A 23365-nucleotide genomic window follows, 5' to 3' on the forward strand; every position below is an offset into this window, starting at 1 on the left:
GGGCATTGGGCACCGCCCTCAAGCGAGTCACCGCACGGTGCTGCCTGGCGCTTCTGCCCGGGCAGCGAGGTGCGCGGCCTCATGCGACGGCGGACGGCAGTACTGTGCGGCCCGTCCGCACAGCGCCAGCCCGGCATCACTGCCTGCCAGCCAACCCCTGTGGAGATCCCCCATGTTCAGCCTGGAAAACCCTGTGACCCCCGTCGCGCCGGCGCGCGACGAACTGGTGCCCTCGCGCTATGCGCTGAAGGTCGGCGATATCGATGTGCTGGTGGTCAGCGATGGCGTACTGCCGCTGCCCACCCAGATGCTTGGCCACAATGTGCCGCAATCCGAACGCGCGCCCTGGTTCGAGCAGATGTACCTGCCGCAGGATGCGTTCGACTGGGCGTTGAACGTGATGGTGGTACGCAGCGGCGACCGCGCCATCCTGATCGATGCCGGCCTGGGCATGGACCCGGACCTGCAGCTGCCGCGTGCCGGCCAGCTGATCCGCCGCCTGGGGGCGTCGGGCATCGACCTGGCCGAGATCACCGACGTGGTGATCACCCACATGCACATGGACCACATCGGTGGCCTGCTGGTGGACGGGGTGAAGGCGCAGCTGCGGCCGGATCTGCAGATCCACATCGCCGCGGCCGAAGTGGCGTTCTGGAAATCGCCGGACTTCACCCGCACCAACATGCCGCCGGGATTCCCGGACGCGCTGCGCGCCACCGCCACGCATTTCTGGGCCGAGTACAGCAGCTATGTACGCACCTTCGAAGACGAGCACGAGGTGGCGCCAGGCGTGGTGGTGCGGCGTACCGGTGGCCACACCCCGGGCCACAGCGTGGTGCGGCTGGCTTCCGGCGGGCAGGCGCTCACCTTCGCCGGTGACGCGGTGTTCGCCGTCGGTTTCGACCAGCCGAACTGGCACAACGGCTTTGAACACGACCCGGACGCCTCGGCACGCGTGCGCATCGCGCTGCTGCAGGCGCTGGCCGGCACCGGCGAGCTGCTGGTGGCCACCCACCTGCCGTTCCCGTCGGTAGGCCGGGTGTCGGTGGAAGGCGATGCGTTTCGTTGGGTGCCGGTGTTCTGGGATTTCTGATCGCAGCCCTGCCGGACCCGTGTCGGCAGCACGCAACGCGCAGCATTGCGCGCTGCGTGCTGCCGGTGCGGTTGCTACTGGATTCGGGTCAACCGCTGTTCGGCCAGGCGTTGCAGTTTGTGCGGGTTGCGCTGCACCAGGATCTCCACGATGCGGTCGCCATCGGTATCCATGGCCATCGCCGCCTCCAGCACGCCGTCGAAGTAGCGCAACAGGCCGAGCCGGCCATTGAGCATCGCCGGTACGATCTGCAACTGGTCCTTGCGGCGCAGGTGCGGGGCGTAAAGCAACTGGGCGATGCGGGCACCGCCCCGCAACGGCTGGGGGAAGGCGGTGACGATGCCGCCGCCGTCGCCGATAAGCACCGCCGACTCGGCCATCAAGGCCTTCATGGTCTGGAGGTCGCCACTGGAGACCGCGTCGGTGAATCGGCGCAACAGCCGCTGGTGGACGTCCTGGGGGATGTTGTAGCGCGGCCGCGCCTGGCGAAGCTGCGCGCGTGCACGATGCACGATCTGCCGGCACGCCGCTTCGGTCTTGCCCAGCGTGCGTGCGACCACTTCGTACTCCTGCTCGAACACATCGTGCAGCAGGAAGGCGGCGCGCGCGTCCGGGGCCAGCCGCTCCAGGACGTTGAGGAAGGCCACCGACAGGTCGTTGGCGGTTTCAAGCACGTCCTCGGGGCTGGTGCCGGGGTCGGTGAGCAGCGGTTCGGGCAGCCACATGCCGACATACTGTTCGCGCGTGCGCCGGGCCAGGCGCAGGACGTCGATCGCGCGGCGGGTGGTGGCGGCCACCAGCCACGCCTCGGGGCTGTCGATGTCCTGCTGGTCGGCACCGTGCCAGCGCAGCCAGACATCCTGGACCACGTCTTCGGCCTCGGCAGCCGCGCCGAGCATGCGGTAGGCCACGCCGAACAGGCGTGGGCGCAGGCGGGTGAACAGTTCGGTGGGGTCGTCCATACCAGGGCAGACGGGACACAGGCCCGGATTGTGACACCGCGGCCGGGATCCTGCGCCGCCCTGGCGGCGGCGCAGCCGGGCTCAGCGGTTGGCCGGCAGTACCGCGGGCGTGCCGATGTCCTTGAGCAGGAACACCACGAACTTCGCCGGTTCGGTGCGGCTGGCGTTGCGGCCGACGGTATGCAGGTCCTGCGGGCCTTCGTGGAAGGCCTGGCCCGGGCCCAGGGTGACCTCATCGCCGCCGGCCACGCCCATCACGATGCGGCCTTCAAGTACATACACAAAGCCATGCGCGTCGTGGCGGTGCACCGGGTCGGCGCCGCCGGGCGGGTACTCCACGGTGAGGATCAACGCCTCCTTGCCGGGGTAGTCGGGCAGCGGCTGGGTCATCACCGCATGCACGATCGGTTCGGGCGCGGCGGGCGGATCCGCCGCAGGCGCGGCGGTGGCGCTGCCCATCGGCAGCAGGGCGGACAAGGCCAGGGAATAAAGGGATGGCATGGACGATCTCCTGGAGGTCGCGGCAACGCGAGCGGGCCGCGAAGGCGGCACCGACGTGGTGCCTGGCTGGGTTGGAAACAGCCAACGCAGCCTAGGTGCATGCAGGGCACCGCGGTAGGCGGGGGCAGGGACGCACGGTGATGCAGAAAAAACACCACTGGGCTGTCACAGCGTCCGGTGCTGGTCCGTCTGCCGGGCATGGACCCCACCCACGACCGCCGCTGTGCCCTGCCGCCCGCCAGTGAGCGGGTCTGGCATGCCTTCCTGGCCGCGCTCGACCAGTTGCCCCCCGATGTCCGCGCCGTGCTGTTGCTGCACGATGTGCTGGGGGCAGGGCTGGACGACATCGCGCCGCTGCTGGGCATGGACCTGCCGGCCTGCCGGCAGTGCCTGCAGCAGGCACGTACCTGCCTGCGCGCCAACGGCGACGCCCTGGCGCCTGGAGCATCATGAAACCCGATCTGCAGCTGCCCCGGGTGGGCGATGGCCACGATGCGCTCAACGCATCGTTCTCCACCAGCTATGCCGGCGTGCTGGCCTTTATCGCGGTGGCCGCCGAAGGCAGCTTCGCGCGCGCCGGCGACCGGCTGGGCATCGGCCGCTCGGCGGTGAGCCGCAGCGTGCAGAAGCTGGAAAACCAGCTGGGGGTGCGCCTGTTCCTGCGCACCACGCGCTCCACCTCGCTGACCGGTGAAGGCCGGATGTTCCTGGAAGGATGCAGCCCTGGCGTGGACCGCATCCTGCAGGCCCTGGAGCAGATGCGTGAGCTGCGCGACGGTCCGCCGCGGGGGCATCTGCGCATCGGCGCCTCCTACGGTTTCGGCCGCCGGGTGATCGCACCGCTGCTGGCGGCATTCCGCAGCGAGTATCCCGAGGTTTCGGTGGAGCTGCTGCTGGACGAGCAGGCGCCGGACCTGTCCGCCGGCCGCATCGATGTCGCATTCCGCGATGGCGTGCTGGACGACAGCCAGGTGATCGCCAAGCAGCTGGTGCCGATGCAGGTGCTGGTCTGCGCCTCGCCCGGCTACGCGCAACGGCACGGCTTGCCGGCGACGGTCGAGGAACTGTCCGGCCATGCCTGCATCGGCCACCGCCTGGCCGGGGGCCGCCTGCAACGTTGGGAGTTCCGCGTGGATGGCAGCGAGGTGCATCCCCAACCGGACACCGCGCTGGTATTCAACGATGCGGAGCTGGCACTGCAGGCGGTGATCGACGGCCTGGGTATCGCCCAGCTGCCCAGCTACCAGGTGCGCGAAGCGTTGCGCGCGGGAACCGTGCTGACCTGCCTGGACTCTTATTCGCCGCAGGATCGTGGCCACTACCTGTGCTACCTCAGCCGCCGCCAGCTGCCCAAGCGCATCCGTGCGTTCATCGATTTCAGCACCCAGCGCGTGCGCGCGCTTGAACTGGACGCGGTCGCGCACCGCGGGCCATGCCATCGGCCTGTCGCCCGCGATGCAACGGTGCAACCGGCATGGGCATGACCGCCGGTGGTGCGCAGCAGGCAACAGTGCGCATCCCTGCGCGCACCTACTGCGGCGGCGTCGGCCTGCCTACGCTGTTGCTGCGTCACGGCGTTGCCGTGCGATTCCTTTGGCATTTTCCTGGAGATCGGTCATGAAGCTTCTCGTCGTCGGTGGTACCGGCCGGATTGGCAGCAAGGTGGTGGAACGCCTGCGCGCAGCGGGTCATGAGGTCGTGGTGGCCGCGTCGTCCACGGGCATTGACGTGCTCACCGGCGCCGGCCTGGATGCGGCCATGGCCGGTACCCAGGTGGTGGTGGACCTGGCCAATTCGCCTTCGTTCGAGGATGCGGCGGTGCTGGCCTTCTTCGAGACCGCCGGCCGGAACCTGCTGGGCGCCGCGGCCAGGGCCGGGGTTGCCCACCATGTGGCGCTGTCGGTGGTGGGCACCGACCAGCTTGCCGCCAGCGGTTACTTCCGCGGCAAGATCGCCCAGGAGCGGTTGATCCGTGCCTCGGGCCTGGCCTACACCATCATCCATTCCACCCAGTTCTTCGAGTTCCTGCCGGGCATCATCCAGTTCGCAGGCCAGGGCCTGCGCCTGCCCACCGCCCTGGTGCAGCCGATTGCCGCCGAGGACGTGGCCGATGCGGTGGCGCGCGTGGCGCTGCAGGCGCCGGCCAACGCAGTGGTCGAAATCGCCGGGCCCGAGCGTGCGTCGATGGCGGCGTTGGCGCAGCGTTACCTGGCCGCCACCGGCGATCGCCGCGAGGTGGTCGGCGATGCGCAGGCGGCCTACTTCGGCGCACAGCTGCAGCACGACACGCTGGTGCCGGCCGGTGCGGCATGGATCGGTGCGGTGGGCTTCGAGCAATGGTTGCGGCAGTCCAACCCGGCGCAGGGCGCTGGCTAGCCGCCCACCTTGCGCCGTGGCCGCACCGACACATTCGCATCGTCAGGCACATGCCAGCGCCAGGGAAACTCCTGGGCACGGCTGATGCCGATGCGCGGGCCGATGACGGGGGCGCTGCACGGCGCGGTGCCGTCGCTGACGATGCGGATGCCGCGGTCGTCGGTCACCAGGTCCGCGCCATCCAGGGCGCCGGTGATGCCCATCGCCTGCGACAGCCGGCCCGGCCCGCTGGCCAGGTCGCGGTCGCGGCGTATCGCCGGGCGCGCGGCGCGGATCCGGTCCAGGCCGGCCAGCGGCGCCAGTGCACGCAGCAGCACGCCCCAGCCCTGGCCGACCTCGCCGCAGACCGCGTTGGCGCCCCAGTGCATGCCATAGTTGAAGTAGACATACAGGTGGCCGGCTTCGCCGAACATGGTGGCGGTGCGCGCGGTCATGCCCTTGAACGAATGCGCGGCCGGGTCCTGGTCGCCGGCATAGGCTTCCACTTCCACGATGCGCCCGGCGCGGCCATCGTCGCGGACCAGGATCTTGTTCAACAGGGCCGGCGCCACCACGGTGGGGTGGTGCTGGTAGAAATCACGCGGCAATGTGGTCCATGCAGGCAGTACTGAGGTCATCGGCGGTTCTCCCATAGCCGCTGCAGCATGACCGATGCCGAGTGGGCGGCACATCAAGACCCACCCGGCAGGGCATCGATCAGGCGGCCGTTAGAACCGGTATCCCAGCTCGGCGCCGATGATCCGCGGGCGGTCGACCGGGCCGTAGTAGTTGCCATCGCGGCCGAAGGCCAGGTTGTCGAAGATCAGGCCGTTGATGCGGCGCTTGTCGGTGAGGTTGTCGACGAAGACGCGGGTGGTCCATGGGCCCTGTTCGTAGCCCAGCTGCACGCCGATGATGGCCACCGCCGGCTGGAACGTGCGGTTGCGCTCGTCCAGCGCCATGCGCCCGTTGAACGCCGATTCCACCCGCGCGAACAGGCCCGAGCGGTGCTGGTAACGCGCGGCCAGGTAGCCGGTGTACTGCGGGGTGAGCTTGACCCGGTTGCCGGCCAGGCTTTCGTTTTCGCCTACCTGCAGGCGACGGTAGCGCGCGTCCACATAGCCGGCATTGGCGGTCAAGGTCAGCCCCGGCAGTATCTGCAGCACGCCTTCGATCTCGGCGCCGCGGGAGCGGATCGCGGCATCGGAGCCGACGTAGTCCGACGAGATCGGGCGGCCGTTGGCATCGGTGGCCAGCTGGATCTCCTGCCAGTTGTCCGAGTCGATCTGGAACACCGCCGCGCCGATATGGCCGCGGCCGCCGAGCACGTTGAGCTTGAAGCCGGCTTCATGGCTCCACATCATTTCCGATTCGTAGCGCAGCACTTTGTCGTTGACCACATCGCTCTGCGCGGCGGCCAGGTTGAAGCCGCCGGGGATGTAGCCCTTGGCCGAGGCGGCATAGAAGGAGAGCGTGTCCGAGGCGTCGTAGCGCAGCGATACGCGCGGCAGGGTGGCGTTGAAGGTGTGCGACAGCCCGGCATCGCGGTAGAACACCAGCCCGCCGGGGCCGAGGTCGAGTTGGCCGGCGCTCTGCCGGGTCGCGCGTTTGGCCTGCTCATAGCGCAGGCCGACGCTGGCGGTCAGTTTGGGCAGTGCCGGCGGGGTGTAGCTGAGCGTGCCGAACGCACTGTAATCCTGCCCCTGCGAGCCCTGCCGCGGTGCCAGTACATAGCTCTCCAGCGCGCGCGGCGGCGGGCCGACCAGGGTGCCCAGTATCGATTCCTTGTCCACGCGGTAGGTGGATACCCCGCCGATCCAGGTCAGCGCCTGGTCGCTTGGTGAGGTGAAGCGCAGTTCGCCGTTCCAGTTGCGCTGGGTGTCGTGGATGCGCCCGGCCAGGGCCGGGCTGGCGGTCATGTCGAAGTCGTAGCCGGCCGATGTATCGGCCTGCTCGCGGTAGGACAGCGCCGCGTCCAGGGTGCCGGCGGCCAGCTGCCATTGCGCGCTGGTGCCGGCCACGTTCTCGGTCTTGCTGGTGCGCTTGGGCGCATCGTTGATATAGGTGAAATCGCCGGTCTGGCGGCCCTCGTTGTAGCGCGCGCCGTAGCTGCGGTTGTACAGGCCCACGTCCAGCGGCAGGTATTCGTACTCGAACATGCCTGGCGCGCGCGTGCCCAGGTGGTAGGCCAGGGCGTTGATGGTGAGCGCGTCGGTCGGCTCCCAGCGCAGCTTGCCCTGCAGATAGGCCTGGCGGACCTTGCCGTTGACCCCGCCGTACGGGGTCAGGTTCTTCAGGTGAGCATCCTCGTCGGAGGCCATGAAGGCCAGCGAACCGAACAGGCGGTCGCCCTTGCCCAGTGCGCCGCCGAGAAACCCATCCAGGCTGCCGCCATGGCCATTGCCGAAGGTGGTGGCGCGCAGGTTGAGCTCGCCTTCGGTGCTGGCCGACGGTGCGCGGGTGCGCACCAGCACCAGGCCCGATTCGCTGTTGGCGCCGTACAGGGTGCCCTGCGGCCCGCGCAGGATCTCCACCGATTCGACCTGGTTGAGCACCGCGTTGCTGAGTTCGCGGAACGGGATGCCGTCGATGTAGACCGAGGCGCGGTTGACCAGGAACGGGTTGGATTCGATGCCGCGGATGGAAATGAACATGTCGCTGAGCTGGCCCATCACGTTGAACTTGACGTTCGGTGCCAGCTTGTCCAGGTCGCGGAACTCGGTGACGTTGGCGTCCTTGAGGGCCTGGCGGTCGAGCACGGTGACCGAGATGTCGCTGCGCAGGTAGGGCGTATCGCGCTTGCTGCCGGTGACCACGATGCCGTCCAGTTCGGTGGCCCGGCTGGCGCTGGCGGTCTGGGCGGAGGCAGGCGCGGCCTGCAGGAACGGGAGCGCTGCCGCGATGGCGGCAGCGAGTACGGCGTGCTTCACACAGAACCCCTTGGCGGTGGCGGCGCGCGCCACGGTAGCGAGAATGAGCTCATAACGTTACTGTGTAACAATTCGCGGCGCAGCTCCATTCCTGCCGCGACCGCTCCAGAACCGGATCCGTGTTCGATGACCTGCCGTGATGCCGCCGACCCGATCGCCGCGCGCCTGTTGGCCGAAGGCGGCGGCGTGCGCGCCGATGCCTGCCGGGGTACTGCCGATGGCAGCGTGGCGCTGCTGCGCCAGCCCTTCGCGGCGGCGGCCGGGCCGATGGGCCAGGGCTGCGGGCTGCGCATCGGGCTGCTGGTGGGGGGCGGCGGGCCGCTGTACCAGCGCAGCGCACTGGGCCGGATCGAACAGCCCTGGCCGGTGGGCGCGATCAATGTGGTGCTGCCCGACTGCCCGGGGGAATTCGACAGCCCGCCGCTGGACCTGCTCGGGTTGGTGGTCGACGGCCGGCACCTGGTCCGGCACGCGGCAGCCATCGCGCCGGGCGACCTGCACGCGGCGGCCGCACGGCTGCATACCGACCCGGTGGTGACCGCGGTGATGTGGGCGTTGTGGCAGTGCGCCGATGCCCATGCCGGATCGCGTGCGTTCTTCGACCACGGTGTGGCGGTGATCCTGCAGCGGCTGCAATGCCTTGGCGGTACCGCCGCGCCGCGCACCGCGCCGCCACGCGCGCTGTCGGCGGCCCGGCTGGCGCGCGTGCAGGCGTTCATCGACAGCCGGCTGGGCGAAGATCTCAGCGTGGCCTGCATGGCGCGCGTGGCCGGGCAGGACAGCAGCAGCTTCAGCCGCAGCTTCCGCCAGGCCACCGGGATGACCCCGTATGTGTTCCTGACCCGGCGCCGGATGCAGGCGGCCCAGCGGTTGCTGCGGGCCGGGCACAGCGTCACCGCCACCGCGCTCGCGGTGGGCTATGCCAACCCGAGCAAGTTCGCCGCGGCGTTCCGGCGGGTGACCGGGCAGGCACCGTCGGCCTGGGGGCGTGCTGCCGATGACGCGCCCGCCCGCCACGGACACTGAACCTGGTCAGCAAGTGCGGCTCAACATTGGCGCGGCAGGGCCGTTATCCAGCTTGATGCCCCGGCGCGTGTCGACGGGGCCACGGCGGGTCCGGGCGTGTCTTCCGGCTGCCGTCGGGCGCGGTCGTCGCGTTGTGTCCAAGCTGCACCGTTTCCTGCCGGGCCGGCCGTGAGTTGCACCGCGCCGACCGGCACCGCAATGGACTGCGTGTTGCCGTAGTGGCGCCCGATGGCGTCGCCTGACCTGTACCTCTTCCAGGAACCGCCCCCATGCCCGCGTCCCGCCCGACTGCTTCCCCGCGCCCAGGCAGCATTGCCAACCGGCTGATGCTGGGGACCGCGCTGATTGCCATGCTCTGCTTCGGCATCACCGCCGCCATCAGCTACCGCGAAGCCAGCCAGGCGTTGGTGGAGTCATCGCGGCGCACCATGCAAAGCCAGGCCGAGGCCGAGGCGCGCCGGGTCGGTGCCGACCTGTCGGCGGCGTTTGCCGCCAGCCGGGCCCTGGCCGACAGCCTGGTGGTGCAGCGCGCCGCCGGTACCCTGTCGCGCGCCACTGCCGCCCAGGTGCTGCAGCAGCAGCTGCAGTCGCACCCGGAATGGGTGGGTTTCGGCACGCTGTGGGAACCGCAGGCCTTCGACGGCAAGGACAGCGCCTTCGTCGATGCCCCGGCGCACGATGCCAGCGGCCGCTTCATGAGCTACTGGTCGTGGCAGGACGGCAGCCCGGTGCAGGACGCGCTCAAGGGCTATGAAGTGCCCGGCGACGGCGACTGGTACCTGCGTCCGCGCGAACTCAAGCGGCCGACCGTGGCCGAGCCCTACCGCTACGAGATCGCCGGCAAGCCGGTGCTGATGACCACGCTGTCCACGCCGGTGCTGGACAACGGTACCTTCCTCGGCGCGGTCACCGTGGACGTCGCGCTGGCCGCGCTGCAGCAACGCCTGGCCGAACTGCGCCCGATGGGCGAGGGCCATGTGGAACTGATTTCGCCCGGCGGCATCGTGCTGGCCGCCCAGAACGCCAGCGAAATCGGCAAGCGCCGCGACGATGCGGCCACCCGCGCGCTGCTGGCGGCGGTGGCGGCCGACAAGCCGTTCGACGCATTCACCGCCGATGCCGCCGGCAACGTGAAGGCCTACGTGCCGCTGCGCATCGGCGGCAGCCAGGAGCGGTTCGCGCTGGGCGTGATCGTGCCGCACGAGCTGATCACCGCGCAGGCGCGTGCGCTGCTGTGGATCATCCTGGCCGTCGGCCTGGGCGCGGCCCTGGTGCTCAGTGGCAGCGTGTACGTGCTGCTGCGCCGGCAGGCGATCCGGCCGCTGGCCGACGCGGTGCGGTTGTCGGCCGAGATCGCCGAAGGCCGCCTGGACACGGCGCTGCCGGCCTCGCGCAATGACGAGGTCGGGCGCCTGCTGGATGCGATGCAGCGCATGCGCAGCCAGCTGCAGGCCGTGCTGGCCGCCCAGGCCGGCATGGCCCAGCGCCACGCTGCCGGCGAGCTGGGCTACCGCATGGACGCGCAGGCCTTCCCGGGCGCGTATGGACGCATGGTGGAAGACACCAACGGGTTGGTCGGCGCCAATATCGCGGTGACCTACCGGCTGGTCGAAGTGATGCAGCGGTATGCGGTGGGCGACCTGTCCCAGGACATGGACCGCCTGCCCGGCGAGCAGGCGCGTTTCACCGAAGCGATGGACACCACCAAGGCCAACCTGGGCGCGATCAACACCCAGATCCGCGAACTGGCCGGCGCGGCGGCGCTGGGCGATTTCAGCCAGCGCGGCGACATGGTGCGCTTCGACCACGATTTCCGCGCCATGGTCGGCAACCTCAACACCATGATGCAGGTCAGCGACGACAACCTGCAGCAGATTTCCGCGCTGCTGCGCGCGATCGCCGCCGGCGACCTGACCGCGCGCATGCACGGCGACTTCCATGGCGTGTTTGCCCGCATGCGCGACGATGCCGACACCACCGTGACCCAGCTGACCGACATCGTCGGGCGCATCCAGCAGGCCACCGCCAGCATCAACCTGGCGGCCGGCGAGATCGCCTCGGGCAACAGCGACCTGTCGCGGCGTACCGAACAGCAGGCCGCCAGCCTGGAGGAAACCGCCGCCTCGATGGAGGAACTGACCTCCACCGTGCGCCAGAACGCCGACCACGCGGTGCAGGCCAACCAGCTGGCGGCCGGCGCCGCCGAGGTGGCCGCGCAGGGCGGCCAGGTGGTCGGCCAGGTGGTCAGCACCATGGCCGGGATCGAAGCCTCGTCCAAGCGCATCGCCGAAATCATCACGGTGATCGACGGCATCGCTTTCCAGACCAATATCCTGGCGTTGAACGCAGCGGTGGAAGCGGCCCGTGCCGGCGAACAGGGCCGCGGCTTTGCCGTGGTGGCCTCGGAAGTGCGCGCGCTGGCGCAGCGTTCGGCGGCGGCGGCCAAGGAGATCAAGACGCTGATCGACGATTCGGTCGGCCAGGTCAGCCAGGGCTCGGCGCTGGTGCAGTCGGCCGGGCAGACCATGCAGGAAATCGTCACCGGCGTGCGCCGGGTCAACGACATCATGGCCGAGATCTCGGCCGCGTCGAAGGAACAGTCGGCCGGCATCGAGCAGGTCAACCAGACCATCACCCAGATGGATGAAACCACCCAGCAGAACGCGGCGCTGGTGGAAGAAGCCACCGCGGCGGCGCGGGCGATGGAAGAACAGGCGCAGCACCTGGGCACTGCCGTGGCGATCTTCCGCATCGATGCCGGTACGCCGCAGGCCGCTGCGCTGCGCGTGCCGGCGTCGGTCCCGGCGCGGCGCGGCGTGGCGGCGTAGGTTCGCAGCTGACGCCCCGCATCGGCGAAGAACCAAAAAAAAGCCCGGTCCTGCGACCGGGCTTTGCTGTCCGCGCCAGGCGGCGTTTACCAGCGCATGCCCTGGAACGGGTTCCAGCTGACGTTGCCCTTCACCTTCTCTTGGTAATAGGAGTAGTTGGCGGTCATCGCGATCAGCAGCGACCAGCCGATCCAGACACCGCGGGCGACCACGGCCGGCATGAACGAGGCCAGGACCATCAGCACGATGGTCATGCCCAGGATGGTCAGCGCCTTGCGCCACATGCCCAGGATGAGCAGGTAGATCCAGCTGAAGAACAGCGCGAAGAAGTTGAAGTTGACCTTCAGCTTCTGCCCGAACGGCAGCTCCTTGTAGGCAGCCTTGAAGGTGGGCGTGTTGGGCGCACCGTGCTGCTCGAAGAAGTTGAAGCGGAACTGCCACTTGGGGCTGAGGGGAGTGGTGGTATTGGAATCCATATCCATCAAAGTTAGGTGTAAACGTTTACATGATAGCTGTTCCATATCGAACGCCGCCAGCGTCCTGGCGCGGCACGTCGGCCTCCTGGCGAACTGCAGGGCCCGTCACACATCCGACCCAGAATTGATATACGGTTCGCATTCCGCGCGGCAGGGAGCCCCGTGGTGAACAGCAATGCCAAGAGAAAATCCGATATGCCCAGTGTTGTGATGTCCCACGAGCGTCCGCCGGCCGGCCCGCAGATTGCGCCGTGCCCGGTCGCCACCCAGGCCCAGCGTTTGTTGGCGCACCTGCAGTTCTCCCAGCTCGGCTCGCGTGCGCTGACCCAGCCGCCGGTGGATGCCGATATCGCCGTGGCGGCAACGCCGGCCTGAAGCGTCGGCGCGTGGGCCTGTGCCCACGCACCGCGCCATGCACGCATCAGAAGCGTGCGGTCATTCCCAGGAAGTAGCTGCGCCCGGCCACGAAGTAGTCGGTGGCGCCTTGTGCATAGAGTTTCTTGTCAGCCAGGTTGCTCACCCCGGCGCGCACCGTCAGCGCATTGTTGACCTGCCATGCGCCGGTCAGGTCATACAGCGTATAGGCCTTGATGAAGCTGCTGGCTACCCCGGCCTGCTTGCCGGTGTACTGCGCCGAGAGCGTGGCCGAAAACGCATCGACCGGGGTCCAGTCCAGCGACGAATAGCCGGAGAACTCGGGGGTGTCGATCAGGTTCTCGCCGGTGGTCAGGTTCCTGGCTTCCTTCATCCAGGTCGCCGAGGTGCGCCAGCGCCACTGCTCGCCCAGGTTGAGGTTGAGGTTGCCTTCCATGCCGCTGGTGCGCGCGCGCTCGACGTTTTCCATGCGCGTCCACCAGTAGTCATGGAACTTGCCCAGCGGTTCGTACTCGATCTTGTTCCTGAAGTCGGTATGGAACCAGGTCAGCCCGGCATCGATGCGGCCGTTGTCGAAGTTGAAACCGATCTCGCGGTTGGTGCTGGTTTCCGGATCCAGGTCCGGATTGCCGGCCATGTAGCAGCCGCCGGTGACATAGCCCAACGGCCGCAGCGAACCGCAGCCGCGGCCGCCGGACTGGGTCGCCGCCGCAGCGGCGTTCTCGGTCAGGCTGGGCGCGCGGAAGCCCTTGGAAATGCCGCCGCGCAGGGTCCAGTGCGACGCCGGGTGGTAGACCAGGTAGGCACGCGGGCTGACATGGCTGCCGAACTGCTCATGGTGGTCCAGGCGCGCCCCCACGGTGAGGGCGAGCTTTTCATGCAGCTTCAGTTCGTCCTCGACGAACACCGCCCAGGTGTCCACTTCCAGGGTGGAGCCGTTGACCGGGTTGCCGGCGTAGTCGACCGGGGCCTGGCCGATGGTGTTGGTGTTGGTCAGCTGCTGGCGCTTCCACTGCCCGCCCACGCTCAGCTGGTGGTCCACCCACAGCGTGAACGGCGTGCCCAGGCTGCCTTCCAGGATCATGTCCCTGGCCTGCGAACGGCCGGTGGGGCCGATGTCGTTCTTGAACTCGGTCCAGTAGCCGGTGACCTTGGAGGTACCGAAGGACCAGTTGCCGTTGTGGCTCAGCGACAGGCTGGTGCGCTTGAGCTCGCTGGCCCCCCACGCACCGTCGCCTTGTTCTTCCAGCGAGGCGCTGGCATAGGCCTGCTGCACGCCATGGCCGGCCTCCAGCTGCAGGCTCTGCGCCGGGCTGATCTTCCAGTCCAGCAGCGCATCGACGTTGCGGTCCTTCTCGCCGCCGTAGGCGTTGCCGTACACGCCGCCATTGCTGCGGTCCGACTCGCGGTTGGTGTAGTTGGCGCCGATGCGCATGCCGATGTTCTCGGTCAGCGGGCCGGAGAGGTTGCTGCCGATCTGCTGGGTATCGCCGCGCTTGCCGTCCTGCGGGGAGGTGTAGCTGTGGGTGGCGCTGCCGCCCCAGGTGTCGCCGATGCGGCGGGTGATGATGTTGATCACCCCGCCCATCGCGTCCGAGCCGTACAGCGAGGACATCGGGCCACGCACCACTTCGATGCGCTCGATCTGGTCCGGCGCGATCCAGTTCAGGTCCTGGCGGCCCAGGTCGGGGCGGTAGTTGGTCGAGGCCGAGCTGCCCACGCGCTTGCCGTCGACCAGGATCAGGGTGTAGTTCGACGGCATGCCGCGCAGCTTGATCTTGGACTGTTCGCCGGCCGCGCTGAGGCCGCCGGTCACCCCGGGGATGCGGCTGAGCAGGGTGCCCAGGTCGTGCACCGGCTGGCGCTCGATGTCCTCGCGCGAGATCACGCTGATGCTGGCCGGCGCATCCTTGATCCATTGCTGGTTGCCCGAGGCGGTGACCACCACGGTGTCCAGTTCCTTGGCGGCGGCGGTGCCGGCGCCGTCGGCGCGGGCGATGCCGGGGCTGGCCAGCAGCAGGCACACGGCCAGGGCCAGCGGGGCGCGGACCAGCCGCGCGGGGGAGGGGGAGTAAGCAGACATTGGGTCTTCCATGCAGGGGGAGCGGAATCCCCGGCCGGAAGCGGCCCGCGATGATGGCAATGCGGGGAGGCGACCTGGCCGGTGGAGCGGACTGCGCACGGAGCCGATCCGGCGCGTCTGGGTGGGTGGTGCGGAACGCGCCTGCCTGCCTGGGCAGCGGAATGATAACCGTTTACAAAATGAATGGGCAAAGGCCCGCCGGCCAAGGGCTGCGGCAGGTTGTCGCAATTGGCGGCATCGGAGTTGCCGATCGAATTTGCTGAATGGGGAGGAATTACCGAAGGACCCCTTCGCACCCGGCTTACATTTCGCCCCATAGACTGGACCGCATTTTTCGTCTCAGATACGTTGGAGAGTTCGTGGTTTCCGGTAGTGACAGACAGCAGCTGCGTGCCGGCCATGGCCCCGCACCGACAGGACACAGGCGCGCCACTGGGCGGGCCGGGATCTGGATGACCCCCTCCGCACCGGGCCTGGCCCGGATGGCCGGCCCCGTCCAGGACCGCCGCCGATGAGCGGGCCGCCCGTCCCTACCGTCGCCGATGCCGGGCGCGCGGTCCTGCCGGCGCCCACGCCGATGCCGATGCCCGAGCAGTCCTTCGTCGAGGGCCGGCTGCAGGTGCCGCGGCAGCGCACGGCGCCGCGGATGATGGCGCTGCGCCGTTTCTACATCCTCGGCGGCACCGCGGCGATGACCATCGCCGCCACCATGATGATGTGGAAGGTGCTGGCGATGAACGGCATCAGCGTGCTGGAGGCCTGCCTGCTGGTGCTGTTCGTGGCCTTGTTCGCCTGGATCGCGCTGTCCTTCGCCGGCGCCGTGGCCGGGTTCCTCACCGCGGTGTTCGACCGCGGCTACAAGCTGGGCATCGACCCGGACCAGCCGCTGCCGGTGGTGCATACCCGCACCGCGCTGCTGATGCCGACCTACAACGAAGACCCGCGCCGGCTGCTGGCCGGCCTGCAGGCCATCTATGAGTCGGTGGCCGAGACCGGGCAGCTGCAGCAGTTCGACTTCTTCGTGCTCAGCGACACCCGCCGCGACGACATCGGGGCGGCCGAGGAGCAGGCCTTCGCCGCATTGTGCGATGCGGTGGACGGGCATGGCCGGCTGTTCTACCGCCGGCGCGGCGACAACGGCGGGCGCAAGGCCGGCAACATCGCCGACTGGGTGCGCCGCTTCGGTGGCGCCTACCCGCAGATGCTGATCCTGGACGCCGACAGCCTGATGACCGGCGACACCATCGTGCGCCTGGTCGCGGGCATGGAACACAACCCCGACGTCGGGCTGATCCAGACCCTGCCGGCGGTGATCGGTGGGCGTACCCTGTTTGCCCGCATGCAGCAGTTCGGCGGGCGCGTGTATGGCCCGGTGATCGGCCGCGGCGTGGCCTGGTGGCACGGTGCGGAAAGCAATTACTGGGGCCACAACGCGATCATCCGCACCCAGGCCTTCGCCGAAAACGCCGGCCTGCCCGCGTTGCCGGGGCGGCAGCCGTTCGGCGGCCACGTACTCAGCCACGACTTCGTCGAGGCCGCGCTGATGCGCCGCGGCGGCTGGGCCACGCACATGGTGCCGTACCTGAAAGGCAGCTATGAAGAAGGCCCGCCGACCCTGACCGACATGCTGGTGCGCGACCGCCGCTGGTGCCAGGGCAACCTGCAGCACGCCAAGGTAGTGGCGTCCAAGGGCCTGCACTGGGTCAGCCGCATGCACATGATGATCGGCATCGGCCACTACTTCACCGCGCCGATGTGGGCGATGCTGATGCTGATCGGCATCGCCATCCCGCTGTTCCAGGGCGGCATCGACTTCAACGAAGTGCTGCATCTCTCGCCCGGCGTGTACTGGCGCCACCAGGACGAAGAGAAGGTGATCCGCATGTTCGCCCTCACCATGGTGGTGCTGCTAACGCCCAAGGTGCTGGGCTACCTGGCCATGGTGCTGGACCGGGTGGAACGGCGCGGCTGCGGCGGCAGTTTCCGTGCGCTGGTATCGATGCTGCTGGAAACCCTGCTGGCCGCGCTGATGGCGCCGGTGGTGATGTACGTGCAGTCGCGCGGCGTGGCCGAAGTGCTGGCCGGCAAGGACTCCGGCTGGGATGCGCAGCAGCGCGACGATGGCGGCATTTCCTGGCCGGCGTTGATCCGTGGCTATGGCGGGCTGAGCGTGTTCGGCCTGTTCATGGGCGCGCTGGCCTATGCGGTGTCGCCGTCGCTGGCGGCCTGGATGGCGCCGGTAGTGATCGGCATGGTACTGGCGATCCCGGTGGTGGCGCTGACCTCGTCGCGCAGCGCCGGCACCTGGATGCACCGGCTGGGGCTGATGGAGATTCCCGAGGAAACCGCACCGCCCAAGGTGCTGGTGCGTGCCGCGCAGCTGCGCCAGGCCGCGGCCAGGCCGGCGGCCTAGTGAAGCGACGTGCGGCCATTGCCGGCCGCACGGTCCATAATGCGGCCTGACCTTGAGGAAGCCGCATGATGCTCGATACCGTGGTGAACGAAACCGGCGCCGGCCCGCAGTGGGCGGTGCTGTGGCTGCATGGCCTGGGCGCGGACGGGCATGACTTCGCGCCGATCGTGCCCGAGCTGCTGCGCCCGCACTGGCCGGCGATCCGCTTCGTGTTCCCGCATGCGCCGGTGCAGCCGATCACCATCAACAACGGCGTGCCGATGCGTGCCTGGTACGACATCGTCAGCATGGATTTCCGATCGCGCGCCGATGCCGCCGGGGTCGACGCCTCGGTGCAGGCGCTGGATGCGTTGATCGCCGCGGAAATCGCGCGCGGGATTCCCGCCGAACGGATCCTGCTGGCCGGTTTCTCCCAGGGCGGGGCGGTGATCCTCAGCGCGGTGCTGCGCCGGACCGACCCGATCGGCGGTGTGATCGCACTGTCGACCTACCTGCCCGATCCGGACAACGCCGCCGCCCGGCGCGCGCCCGACGGCATCCGTCCGCCGATCTTCATGGCCCATGGCGTGCAGGACCCGGTGATTCCGCAGGCGATCGCCGCGCACACCGCCGAAACCTTGAAAGCGCTCGGCTTCCCGTTGGCCTGGTACAGCTACCCGATGGCCCACCAGGTCTGCGGCGAAGAACTGCAGGCCCTGGGCGACTGGCTCGACGCGCGTTTCCAGACGGCCTGAGCGATGAACCTGCCGCGCCCGCTGCCCTGGTTGCCCGAGCTGTGCCGGCTGCCGCGGCTGGTGGCGATGCTGGGCCTGGCCGAGCTGGTGGTGGTGGTGGTGGCCCTGGCGCCCGATGGCAGCCGCCAGTGGCGCCTGGCCGACTTCGTCGCCGCCAGTGGCTTTGCGCTGTGGCTGGCGCTGGCGGTGACGGTGTGCCTGTGCCTGGCGCGCAATGCCTTGTCGCGCCTGCCCGAAGCGGTGGGCGGCGCGTTGGCGGTGCTGATGAGCGCGCTGATCGCCGCGCTCTGTGCCGGCATCGTGCACGCGCTGTACGCCGTGCTCGACACCGATGGGTTCGCCCAGCAGGTCGGCTTCTGGCGCTTCACCCTGGGCGGCGCCACCATGACCGCGCTGATCGTGGCGCTGGCGCTGCGCTACTTTTACGTCAGCGACCGCTGGAGCGCGCAGATCGTGGCCAATGCGCGCGCCCAGGCCGATGCGCTGCAGGCGCGGATCCGCCCGCATTTCCTGTTCAACAGCATGAACCTGATCGCCAGCCTGGTGCGCCGCGACCCGGTGGTGGCCGAGCGCGCGGTATTGGACCTGTCGGACCTGTTCCGCGCGGCGCTGGGCGCCGGCGAGGGCGATTCCACCCTGCAGGCCGAGTGCGAGCTGGCCGAACGCTATCTGTCGATCGAATCGCTGCGCCTGGGCGAACGCCTGCAAGTGCAATGGCAGCGCCAGGAGCCGTTGCCGTGGGCGTTGCCGATGCCGCGCCTGGTACTGCAGCCACTGGTGGAGAACGCGGTGCTGCACGGCATCTCGCGCCTGCCGGCCGGTGGCACCATCGTCATCGCGCTGTCCTGCGACGGTGCGCAGCTGCGCATCGGCGTGCGCAACCCGGCCCCGGATCCGGACGCACGCGCACTGCCGCTGGCCCAGGGCGCCGGCCATGCGCAACGCAGCATCGCCCACCGCCTGGCATGGCGCTTCGGTCCGTCGGCGCGGATGACGGGGGCATGGAGCCAGGGCTACTATGCCTGCGACATCACGGTGCCGGTGCAGTGAGGAGTTCGCCTTGAAGGTAGTGATCGCCGACGACGAGCCGCTGGCGCGCGAGCGCCTGCGCAGCCTGTTGGCCGAACAGGACGGGGTCGAGGTGGTGGCCGAAGCCGAGAACGGCGAACAGGCTCTGCATGCCTGCGCCGAACTGCAACCGGACCTGGTACTGCTGGACATCGCCATGCCCGGCCTGGACGGGCTGGAAGCGGCACGCCACCTGGCCACCTTCGACCCGCGCCCGGCGGTGGTGTTCTGCACCGCCTACGACGCGCATGCGCTGTCGGCATTCGAGGCGGCCGCGATCGACTACCTGATGAAGCCGGTGCGCCCCGAGCGCCTGGCCGCCGCGCTGGAACGCGCGCGCACCTTCCTGGCCGGGCGCAGCGGGCAGCAGGGCGCGCCCAGCCAGCAGGCGCGCACCTTGTTGTGCGCGCGCCTGCGCGGCAGCCTGCGGCTGATCCCGATCGAGGACATCCACTACCTGCAGGCCGAAGAGAAATACGTGGTGGTGCACCACGCGCGCGGCGAAGACCTGATCGAGGAATCGCTGAAGTCGCTGGAGGAGGAGTTCATCGGCCGCTTCGTGCGCATCCACCGCAATTGCCTGGTGGCCCGCCACGAACTGGTGGAGCTGCGCCGCAACAGCGCCGGCCAGGTCCAGGCCGTGCTGCGCCATGGCAAGCAGCCGCTGGAAGTAAGCCGGCGCTGCGTGGCCAGCATCAAGCAGGACCTCCGGTAGGTATCGACCGTCGGTCGATACGCGCCACTCGATACGCCGCCATGACCGGCCGGCGTTGGTCGATCCACCATGATGGGCCGATAATGGGCCCATGAAGATCCTGCGCATCGCCACCCGAAAGAGCCCGCTTGCCCTGTGGCAGAGCGAACACGTCGCCGACCGCCTGCGCCAGGCGCATCCGGGGCTGGAGGTGGTGCTGGTGCCGATGAGCACCCGCGGCGACGAGGTGCTGGACCGGTCGCTGGCCGCGATCGGCGGCAAGGGCCTGTTCCTGAAGGAACTGGAGCTGGCCATGCTGCGCGGCGAGGCGGACTGCGCGGTGCACTCGCTCAAGGACGTGCCGATGGAGCTGGACGCCCCGTTCGTGCTGCCGGCGATGCTGCCCCGGCACGACCCGGCCGATGGCTTCATTTCCAACCTGTACGCCTCGCTGGAGGCATTGCCGATCGGCGCGCGGGTGGGCACCTCCTCGCTGCGCCGGCAGGCGCAGCTGCGCGCGCTGCGCCCGGACCTGGCGCTGCTGGACCTGCGCGGCAATGTCAATACGCGCCTGGCCAAGCTCGACAACGGCGGCTATGACGCCATCGTGCTGGCCGTGGCCGGGCTGGAACGCTTGGGCCTGGGCGCGCGCATCGTGGCCAGGCTGGCCGCGCCGGCCTGGTTGCCGGCACCGGCGCAGGGCGCGGTGGCGGTGGAATGCAATGGCGCCGATGCGCAGGTGATGGCCCTGTTTGCCGCGCTCGACCACGCACGTACGCGCGCCTGCGTGGAAGCCGAGCGGGCGATGAACCGCGCGCTGCACGGCAGCTGCCACGTGCCGGTGGCCGGGTTCGCGCAGTGGGAAGGCGGGGACCTGTTCCTGCAGGGGCTGGTCGGCGGCGTGGCCGATGGGCGCATCGTGCGCGCCCAGGCACGCGGTCCTGGCAATGACCCGGATGCACTGGGCCAGCGCGTGGCGCAGGCCTTGCTGGATGGCGGTGCCGGCGAACTGCTCGCCGTTTGAGGTGTGCCGACCAACGGTCGGCACCTACCGTTGGGGTACCGACCGTGGGGGCGGTAGTGCCGGCCGCTGGCCGGCAACCTCATGAATCCTCGGCAGGATATGCCGGGTTGCCGGCCAGCGGCCGGCACTACCCCTTATTTGAACTTGTAGACCACGTTCATCGTGGTCAGGGTGTCGGTCTTGCGCTTGTCCTGGGCCACGTCGCTGTTGTAACGGGCCTGCCAGCCGGCCTTCAGCGCCAGGTGCTCGTTCATGCTCACCGACACGCCGAAATCGTTCTGGCCGAAGGTGTTGTACGAGCCCGATTCCACCAGCAGGGTGTTGACCAGGTCGGTGTTGGGGGTCAGCGAGTACTTGACGTCGAACAGGCCGCGGCCGATCAGGCCGGTGCGGGTGGCATCGTCCTCGGTGTTGTGGGTGCGGCGCACACCCGGGCCGATCTGCGCGTCCATGTAGAAGCGGTCGCCTTCCACCAGCCGGGTGCCGTAACCCAGACCGAACGAACTCTGGCGGTCGTAGGTGGCGAAATCGTCGCGCTCGTAACGCACCGTGGCGGTCAGCTGGCGGTGCTCGCCCAGCTGCAGCGCGCTGCCGGCGCTGCCGGTGTAGCGGTTGGCGGTGGTATCGGTGCGCTTGGTGACGGTGCCGTCGTCGCTGGTTTCGGTGTGCTCCGAACGCGAGCGCAGGCCGAACAGGTCCATGCTGTGCACCCAGTCGTCGTCGGTATAGCGCAGGCGCAGCCGGCCGTTGGCGCTTTCGGTGTTGCTGTTGCCGCGCGCCGAGGCGAAACCGAGTTCACCGCCGCTGCCGCTCCACGGCGAGGTCATCGCGGCCGGGTCGGTGGTGTCCTGCGCAAACGCCGCAGGGGCGCACAGCAGCAGGGAAGCAAGCAACGAGACGCGCAGGGACATCAACGGTTCTCCGGATCGGGCGGTGGGGGTGGGCAACGCGTGATGATACTTGATGCGTTCACGCGCATTTACCCGCGCCCGTCCCCGGCTTTAGCAGGGGTTCGGCCTGGTTCCCTGTTCAGGGAAGCGCCACCTGCAGCGCCGGATCGTCCAGCCGCGTATAGCCGACGGTGATCTGCAGGGCCTGGCCCCGGGTCTGTCCCTGGCGCTGGATCTGCACCGGCAGGCCCTGTGCGTTGACCCAGTACAGCAGCCCGTCCGGGGCGGCGGTGGCATGGTGCACGCGGTATTTCCGCGTGGCCTGGCCGCCGACGCGATCGGCGCCCAGGTCTTCGACCCGCAGCTGGGCCGGCGCCAGGTCCGGCGGCAGCGGGTTGCGCCATTGCGCCAGCAGGCCCGGCGGCACCGGGACCTGACGCACCTGCCCATCGTGCTGCAGGAAGAAGGTATCGCCGATGATGGTCTGCACGCCCTCGGGCGTGGTCAGCCGGTAGCGGTCCGGCGCCACGAAGTCCATCTGCGCCTCCACCCGGCGCGGGCCCTGCATGCGCAGGGTGGCGTGGAAGCTGCGCAGCTGGCCGAACCGCTGGCTGGCGCCCAGCACCGCCTGCACCGGGTCCACCGCGGCCGGCACGCTGCCCGACGGCACGGCACCCGGGGCCGGCCCGGTGGCGCCGTCGCAGGCCGACAGCAGCAGGGACAGCAGGACGGCGGCGGGCAACAGGCGCATGACGGGTGGCAACCGGTGGGTTCGGGGCCTCACGATAGCCGAAGATGCGCCCGGGGCAGCCACAACGGCGGCGACTCGGACATAATCGGGTCATGGACCGATATGAACGCATCAACGCCCTGCATCGTCTGCTGAAGTCCGCCCGTTACCCGGTGACGGTGGCGACCCTGCAGGAAAAACTGGAGTGTTCCCGCGCCACCGTCTACCGCGACCTGGCCTTCCTGCGCGACGCCCTGATGGCGCCGGTGGAGGGCGATGGCGAGGCCGGGTTCCGCTACCAGGACGACGAGAGCGCGCGCTTCGAGCTGCCCGGGCTGTGGCTCAGTTCGGAGGAACTGCACGCGCTGCTGGCGTCCCAGCATCTGCTCTCGCGTACCGGCGGCGGAGTACTGTCGTCGGTGCTGGCGCCGCTGCAGCAGCGCATCGAAGGGCTGCTGGCGGCCCAGGCCGGGGTCTCGACCTGGCCGGTCGACCGGGTCCGGGTGATCCCGCACCGCGGCCGCAAGTTCGACGAAGCCAGCTTCCGCGCGGTGGCCTCGGCGGTGCTGGAGCGCAAGCAGCTGGGCTTTGAATACCGCGCCCGCTCCACCGATGAGGCGACCAAGCGCACGGTGTCGCCGCAGCGCATGACCCATTACCGCGACAACTGGTACCTGGACGCCTGGGACCACGGCCGCGAGGGCCTGCGCAGCTTCGCGGTGGACCGCATCTACAAGGCGCGGGTAGTCGACACGGCCGCGCGCGACGTGGACGACAGCATCCTGGACGAGCAGCTGGGCGCCAGCTACGGCATCTTCTCCGGCGCCCCCAAGGGCTGGGCCACCATCGTGTTCAGTGCCAAGGCGGCGCGCTGGGTGGCCGACGAGCACTGGCACTCCAAGCAGCAGGGCCGCTTCCTGCCCGACGGCCGCTACGAGTTGAAGGTGCCCTACAGCGTGTCGCGCGAGTTGCTGATGGACGTGCTGCATTACGGCTCGGATGCGGAGATCATCGAGCCGGTGATGCTGCGCGAGCAGGCCAAGGCGTTGTTGGCGCTGGCGTTGAGCAATTACGAATAATTGCGCGCGGAGTGGTCTCACGCATCGCCGCGCAAAGTACGCCCAGCGCACAGGATGACGAACGCATCGCCATGCGCCACCAACCTGACCCACCAGGCTTTGGC

General features: G+C 69.2%; 21 protein-coding genes. 13 read left to right on the forward strand and 8 right to left on the reverse strand.

All coding sequences use genetic code 11. The features are described from left to right. The first annotated feature begins 172 nt into the window (after positions 1–172). A complete protein-coding gene (locus IC535_RS08600; protein ID WP_228885266.1) occupies positions 173–1093 on the forward strand; it encodes an MBL fold metallo-hydrolase in 921 nt (306 codons plus the stop codon). 74 nt (positions 1094–1167) lie between these two features. On the opposite strand, the gene IC535_RS08605 is transcribed toward IC535_RS08600, so the two are convergent. Further along, positions 1168–2055 carry an RNA polymerase sigma-70 factor gene (locus tag IC535_RS08605; RefSeq protein WP_228885267.1) on the reverse strand — a complete coding sequence of 296 codons (888 nt, stop codon included), beginning with the start codon at positions 2053–2055 and terminating at the stop codon, positions 1168–1170. Positions 2056–2136: 81 nt separating this feature from the next. Continuing rightward, the gene (locus IC535_RS08610) at positions 2137–2556 is read right to left on the reverse strand and encodes a cupin domain-containing protein (RefSeq protein WP_228885268.1); all 420 of its coding nucleotides are present in this window, start codon (positions 2554–2556) and stop codon (positions 2137–2139) included. Between the two features lie 177 nt (positions 2557–2733). On the opposite strand from IC535_RS08610, the gene IC535_RS08615 reads away from it, so the two are divergent. The 3 genes from IC535_RS08615 to IC535_RS08625 all read left to right on the forward strand — a co-directional run bounded on the left by IC535_RS08615 (position 2734) and on the right by IC535_RS08625 (position 4932). Continuing rightward, positions 2734–3009, forward strand: coding sequence for a sigma factor-like helix-turn-helix DNA-binding protein (locus tag IC535_RS08615; RefSeq protein WP_228885269.1), 276 nt, complete (start codon positions 2734–2736; stop codon positions 3007–3009). Beyond that, the gene (locus tag IC535_RS08620) at positions 3006–4040 is read left to right on the forward strand and encodes a LysR family transcriptional regulator (RefSeq protein WP_228885270.1); all 1035 of its coding nucleotides are present in this window, start codon (positions 3006–3008) and stop codon (positions 4038–4040) included. Before IC535_RS08615 ends, IC535_RS08620 begins: the two co-directional genes overlap by 4 nt. Positions 4041–4173: 133 nt before the next feature. Beyond that, positions 4174–4932, forward strand: coding sequence for an SDR family oxidoreductase (locus tag IC535_RS08625; protein WP_228885271.1), 759 nt, complete (start codon positions 4174–4176; stop codon positions 4930–4932). Here IC535_RS08625 and IC535_RS08630 read toward each other — a convergent pair. Both IC535_RS08630 and IC535_RS08635 read right to left on the reverse strand, forming a co-directional pair. Next, positions 4929–5549, reverse strand: coding sequence for a DNA-3-methyladenine glycosylase (locus IC535_RS08630; protein ID WP_228885272.1), 621 nt, complete (start codon positions 5547–5549; stop codon positions 4929–4931). The genes IC535_RS08625 and IC535_RS08630 overlap by 4 nt on opposite strands. Positions 5550–5639: 90 nt before the next feature. Continuing rightward, positions 5640–7841, reverse strand: coding sequence for a TonB-dependent receptor (locus IC535_RS08635; protein ID WP_228885273.1), 2202 nt, complete (start codon positions 7839–7841; stop codon positions 5640–5642). Between the two features lie 126 nt (positions 7842–7967). Between IC535_RS08635 and IC535_RS08640 the strand changes: the two genes are divergently transcribed. After that, positions 7968–8867, forward strand: a complete 900-nt coding sequence (locus IC535_RS08640; RefSeq protein WP_228885274.1) for a helix-turn-helix transcriptional regulator — start codon at positions 7968–7970, stop codon at positions 8865–8867. A 269-nt stretch (positions 8868–9136) separates the two neighbouring features. Beyond that, a complete protein-coding gene (locus IC535_RS18790) occupies positions 9137–11695 on the forward strand; it encodes a methyl-accepting chemotaxis protein (protein ID WP_306433062.1) in 2559 nt (852 codons plus the stop codon). Between the two features lie 86 nt (positions 11696–11781). On the opposite strand, the gene IC535_RS08655 is transcribed toward IC535_RS18790, so the two are convergent. Next, on the reverse strand, positions 11782–12171 hold the full coding sequence (locus IC535_RS08655; protein WP_228885275.1) for a DUF2628 domain-containing protein: 390 nt from the start codon (positions 12169–12171) through the stop codon (positions 11782–11784). A 210-nt stretch (positions 12172–12381) separates the two neighbouring features. On the opposite strand from IC535_RS08655, the gene IC535_RS08660 reads away from it, so the two are divergent. After that, positions 12382–12546, forward strand: a complete 165-nt coding sequence (locus tag IC535_RS08660) for a hypothetical protein (protein WP_228885276.1) — start codon at positions 12382–12384, stop codon at positions 12544–12546. A 46-nt stretch (positions 12547–12592) separates the two neighbouring features. Here IC535_RS08660 and IC535_RS08665 read toward each other — a convergent pair whose 3' ends face one another. Next, positions 12593–14629 (reverse strand): TonB-dependent receptor domain-containing protein, encoded by a 2037-nt coding sequence (locus IC535_RS08665; RefSeq protein ID WP_228885277.1) that lies wholly within the window; start codon positions 14627–14629, stop codon positions 12593–12595. Between the two features lie 511 nt (positions 14630–15140). On the opposite strand from IC535_RS08665, the gene mdoH reads away from it, so the two are divergent. The 5 genes from mdoH to hemC all read left to right on the forward strand — a co-directional run bounded on the left by mdoH (position 15141) and on the right by hemC (position 20562). After that, positions 15141–17042 (forward strand): glucans biosynthesis glucosyltransferase MdoH, encoded by a 1902-nt coding sequence (gene mdoH / locus IC535_RS08670; protein WP_228885278.1) that lies wholly within the window; start codon positions 15141–15143, stop codon positions 17040–17042. Positions 17043–17107: 65 nt separating this feature from the next. Beyond that, a complete protein-coding gene (locus tag IC535_RS08675) occupies positions 17108–17776 on the forward strand; it encodes an alpha/beta hydrolase (protein ID WP_228885279.1) in 669 nt (222 codons plus the stop codon). Between the two features lie 3 nt (positions 17777–17779). Further along, positions 17780–18826, forward strand: a complete 1047-nt coding sequence (locus IC535_RS08680; protein WP_228885280.1) for a sensor histidine kinase — start codon at positions 17780–17782, stop codon at positions 18824–18826. A gap of 10 nt (positions 18827–18836) precedes the next feature. Beyond that, positions 18837–19559 (forward strand): LytR/AlgR family response regulator transcription factor, encoded by a 723-nt coding sequence (locus IC535_RS08685; RefSeq protein ID WP_228885281.1) that lies wholly within the window; start codon positions 18837–18839, stop codon positions 19557–19559. Between the two features lie 91 nt (positions 19560–19650). Beyond that, positions 19651–20562, forward strand: coding sequence for a hydroxymethylbilane synthase (gene hemC, locus IC535_RS08690; RefSeq protein ID WP_228885282.1), 912 nt, complete (start codon positions 19651–19653; stop codon positions 20560–20562). A 134-nt stretch (positions 20563–20696) separates the two neighbouring features. Here the strand turns inward: hemC and IC535_RS08695 are convergent, their stop codons facing one another. Further along, a complete protein-coding gene (locus IC535_RS08695) occupies positions 20697–21473 on the reverse strand; it encodes a DUF481 domain-containing protein (RefSeq protein WP_228885283.1) in 777 nt (258 codons plus the stop codon). 118 nt (positions 21474–21591) lie between these two features. Continuing rightward, complete coding sequence (locus IC535_RS08700; protein ID WP_228885284.1) at positions 21592–22203, reverse strand: hypothetical protein; 612 nt, start codon at positions 22201–22203, stop codon at positions 21592–21594. 92 nt (positions 22204–22295) lie between these two features. Between IC535_RS08700 and IC535_RS08705 the strand changes: the two genes are divergently transcribed. Next, on the forward strand, positions 22296–23261 hold the full coding sequence (locus IC535_RS08705) for a helix-turn-helix transcriptional regulator (RefSeq protein ID WP_228885285.1): 966 nt from the start codon (positions 22296–22298) through the stop codon (positions 23259–23261). The last annotated feature ends 104 nt before the right edge of the window (positions 23262–23365 follow it).

The organism is Stenotrophomonas rhizophila, from assembly GCF_020857975.1.
Classification (GTDB): domain Bacteria; phylum Pseudomonadota; class Gammaproteobacteria; order Xanthomonadales; family Xanthomonadaceae; genus Stenotrophomonas; species Stenotrophomonas rhizophila_C.

Coding starts and splice junctions, on each gene's coding strand:
- IC535_RS08700 (WP_228885284.1), bottom strand. CDS start 22,203: ATGCGCCTGTTGCCCGCCGCCGTCCTGCTGTCCCTGCTGCTGTCGGCC.
- IC535_RS08605 (WP_228885267.1), bottom strand. CDS start 2,055: ATGGACGACCCCACCGAACTGTTCACCCGCCTGCGCCCACGCCTGTTC.
- IC535_RS08675 (WP_228885279.1), top strand. CDS start 17,108: ATGATGCTCGATACCGTGGTGAACGAAACCGGCGCCGGCCCGCAGTGG.
- IC535_RS18790 (WP_306433062.1), top strand. CDS start 9,137: ATGCCCGCGTCCCGCCCGACTGCTTCCCCGCGCCCAGGCAGCATTGCC.
- IC535_RS08630 (WP_228885272.1), bottom strand. CDS start 5,549: ATGACCTCAGTACTGCCTGCATGGACCACATTGCCGCGTGATTTCTAC.
- IC535_RS08665 (WP_228885277.1), bottom strand. CDS start 14,629: ATGTCTGCTTACTCCCCCTCCCCCGCGCGGCTGGTCCGCGCCCCGCTG.
- hemC (WP_228885282.1), top strand. CDS start 19,651: ATGAAGATCCTGCGCATCGCCACCCGAAAGAGCCCGCTTGCCCTGTGG.
- IC535_RS08620 (WP_228885270.1), top strand. CDS start 3,006: ATGAAACCCGATCTGCAGCTGCCCCGGGTGGGCGATGGCCACGATGCG.
- IC535_RS08625 (WP_228885271.1), top strand. CDS start 4,174: ATGAAGCTTCTCGTCGTCGGTGGTACCGGCCGGATTGGCAGCAAGGTG.
- IC535_RS08600 (WP_228885266.1), top strand. CDS start 173: ATGTTCAGCCTGGAAAACCCTGTGACCCCCGTCGCGCCGGCGCGCGAC.
- IC535_RS08610 (WP_228885268.1), bottom strand. CDS start 2,556: ATGCCATCCCTTTATTCCCTGGCCTTGTCCGCCCTGCTGCCGATGGGC.
- IC535_RS08705 (WP_228885285.1), top strand. CDS start 22,296: ATGGACCGATATGAACGCATCAACGCCCTGCATCGTCTGCTGAAGTCC.
- IC535_RS08660 (WP_228885276.1), top strand. CDS start 12,382: ATGTCCCACGAGCGTCCGCCGGCCGGCCCGCAGATTGCGCCGTGCCCG.
- mdoH (WP_228885278.1), top strand. CDS start 15,141: ATGAGCGGGCCGCCCGTCCCTACCGTCGCCGATGCCGGGCGCGCGGTC.
- IC535_RS08640 (WP_228885274.1), top strand. CDS start 7,968: ATGACCTGCCGTGATGCCGCCGACCCGATCGCCGCGCGCCTGTTGGCC.
- IC535_RS08695 (WP_228885283.1), bottom strand. CDS start 21,473: ATGTCCCTGCGCGTCTCGTTGCTTGCTTCCCTGCTGCTGTGCGCCCCT.
- IC535_RS08680 (WP_228885280.1), top strand. CDS start 17,780: ATGAACCTGCCGCGCCCGCTGCCCTGGTTGCCCGAGCTGTGCCGGCTG.
- IC535_RS08655 (WP_228885275.1), bottom strand. CDS start 12,171: ATGGATTCCAATACCACCACTCCCCTCAGCCCCAAGTGGCAGTTCCGC.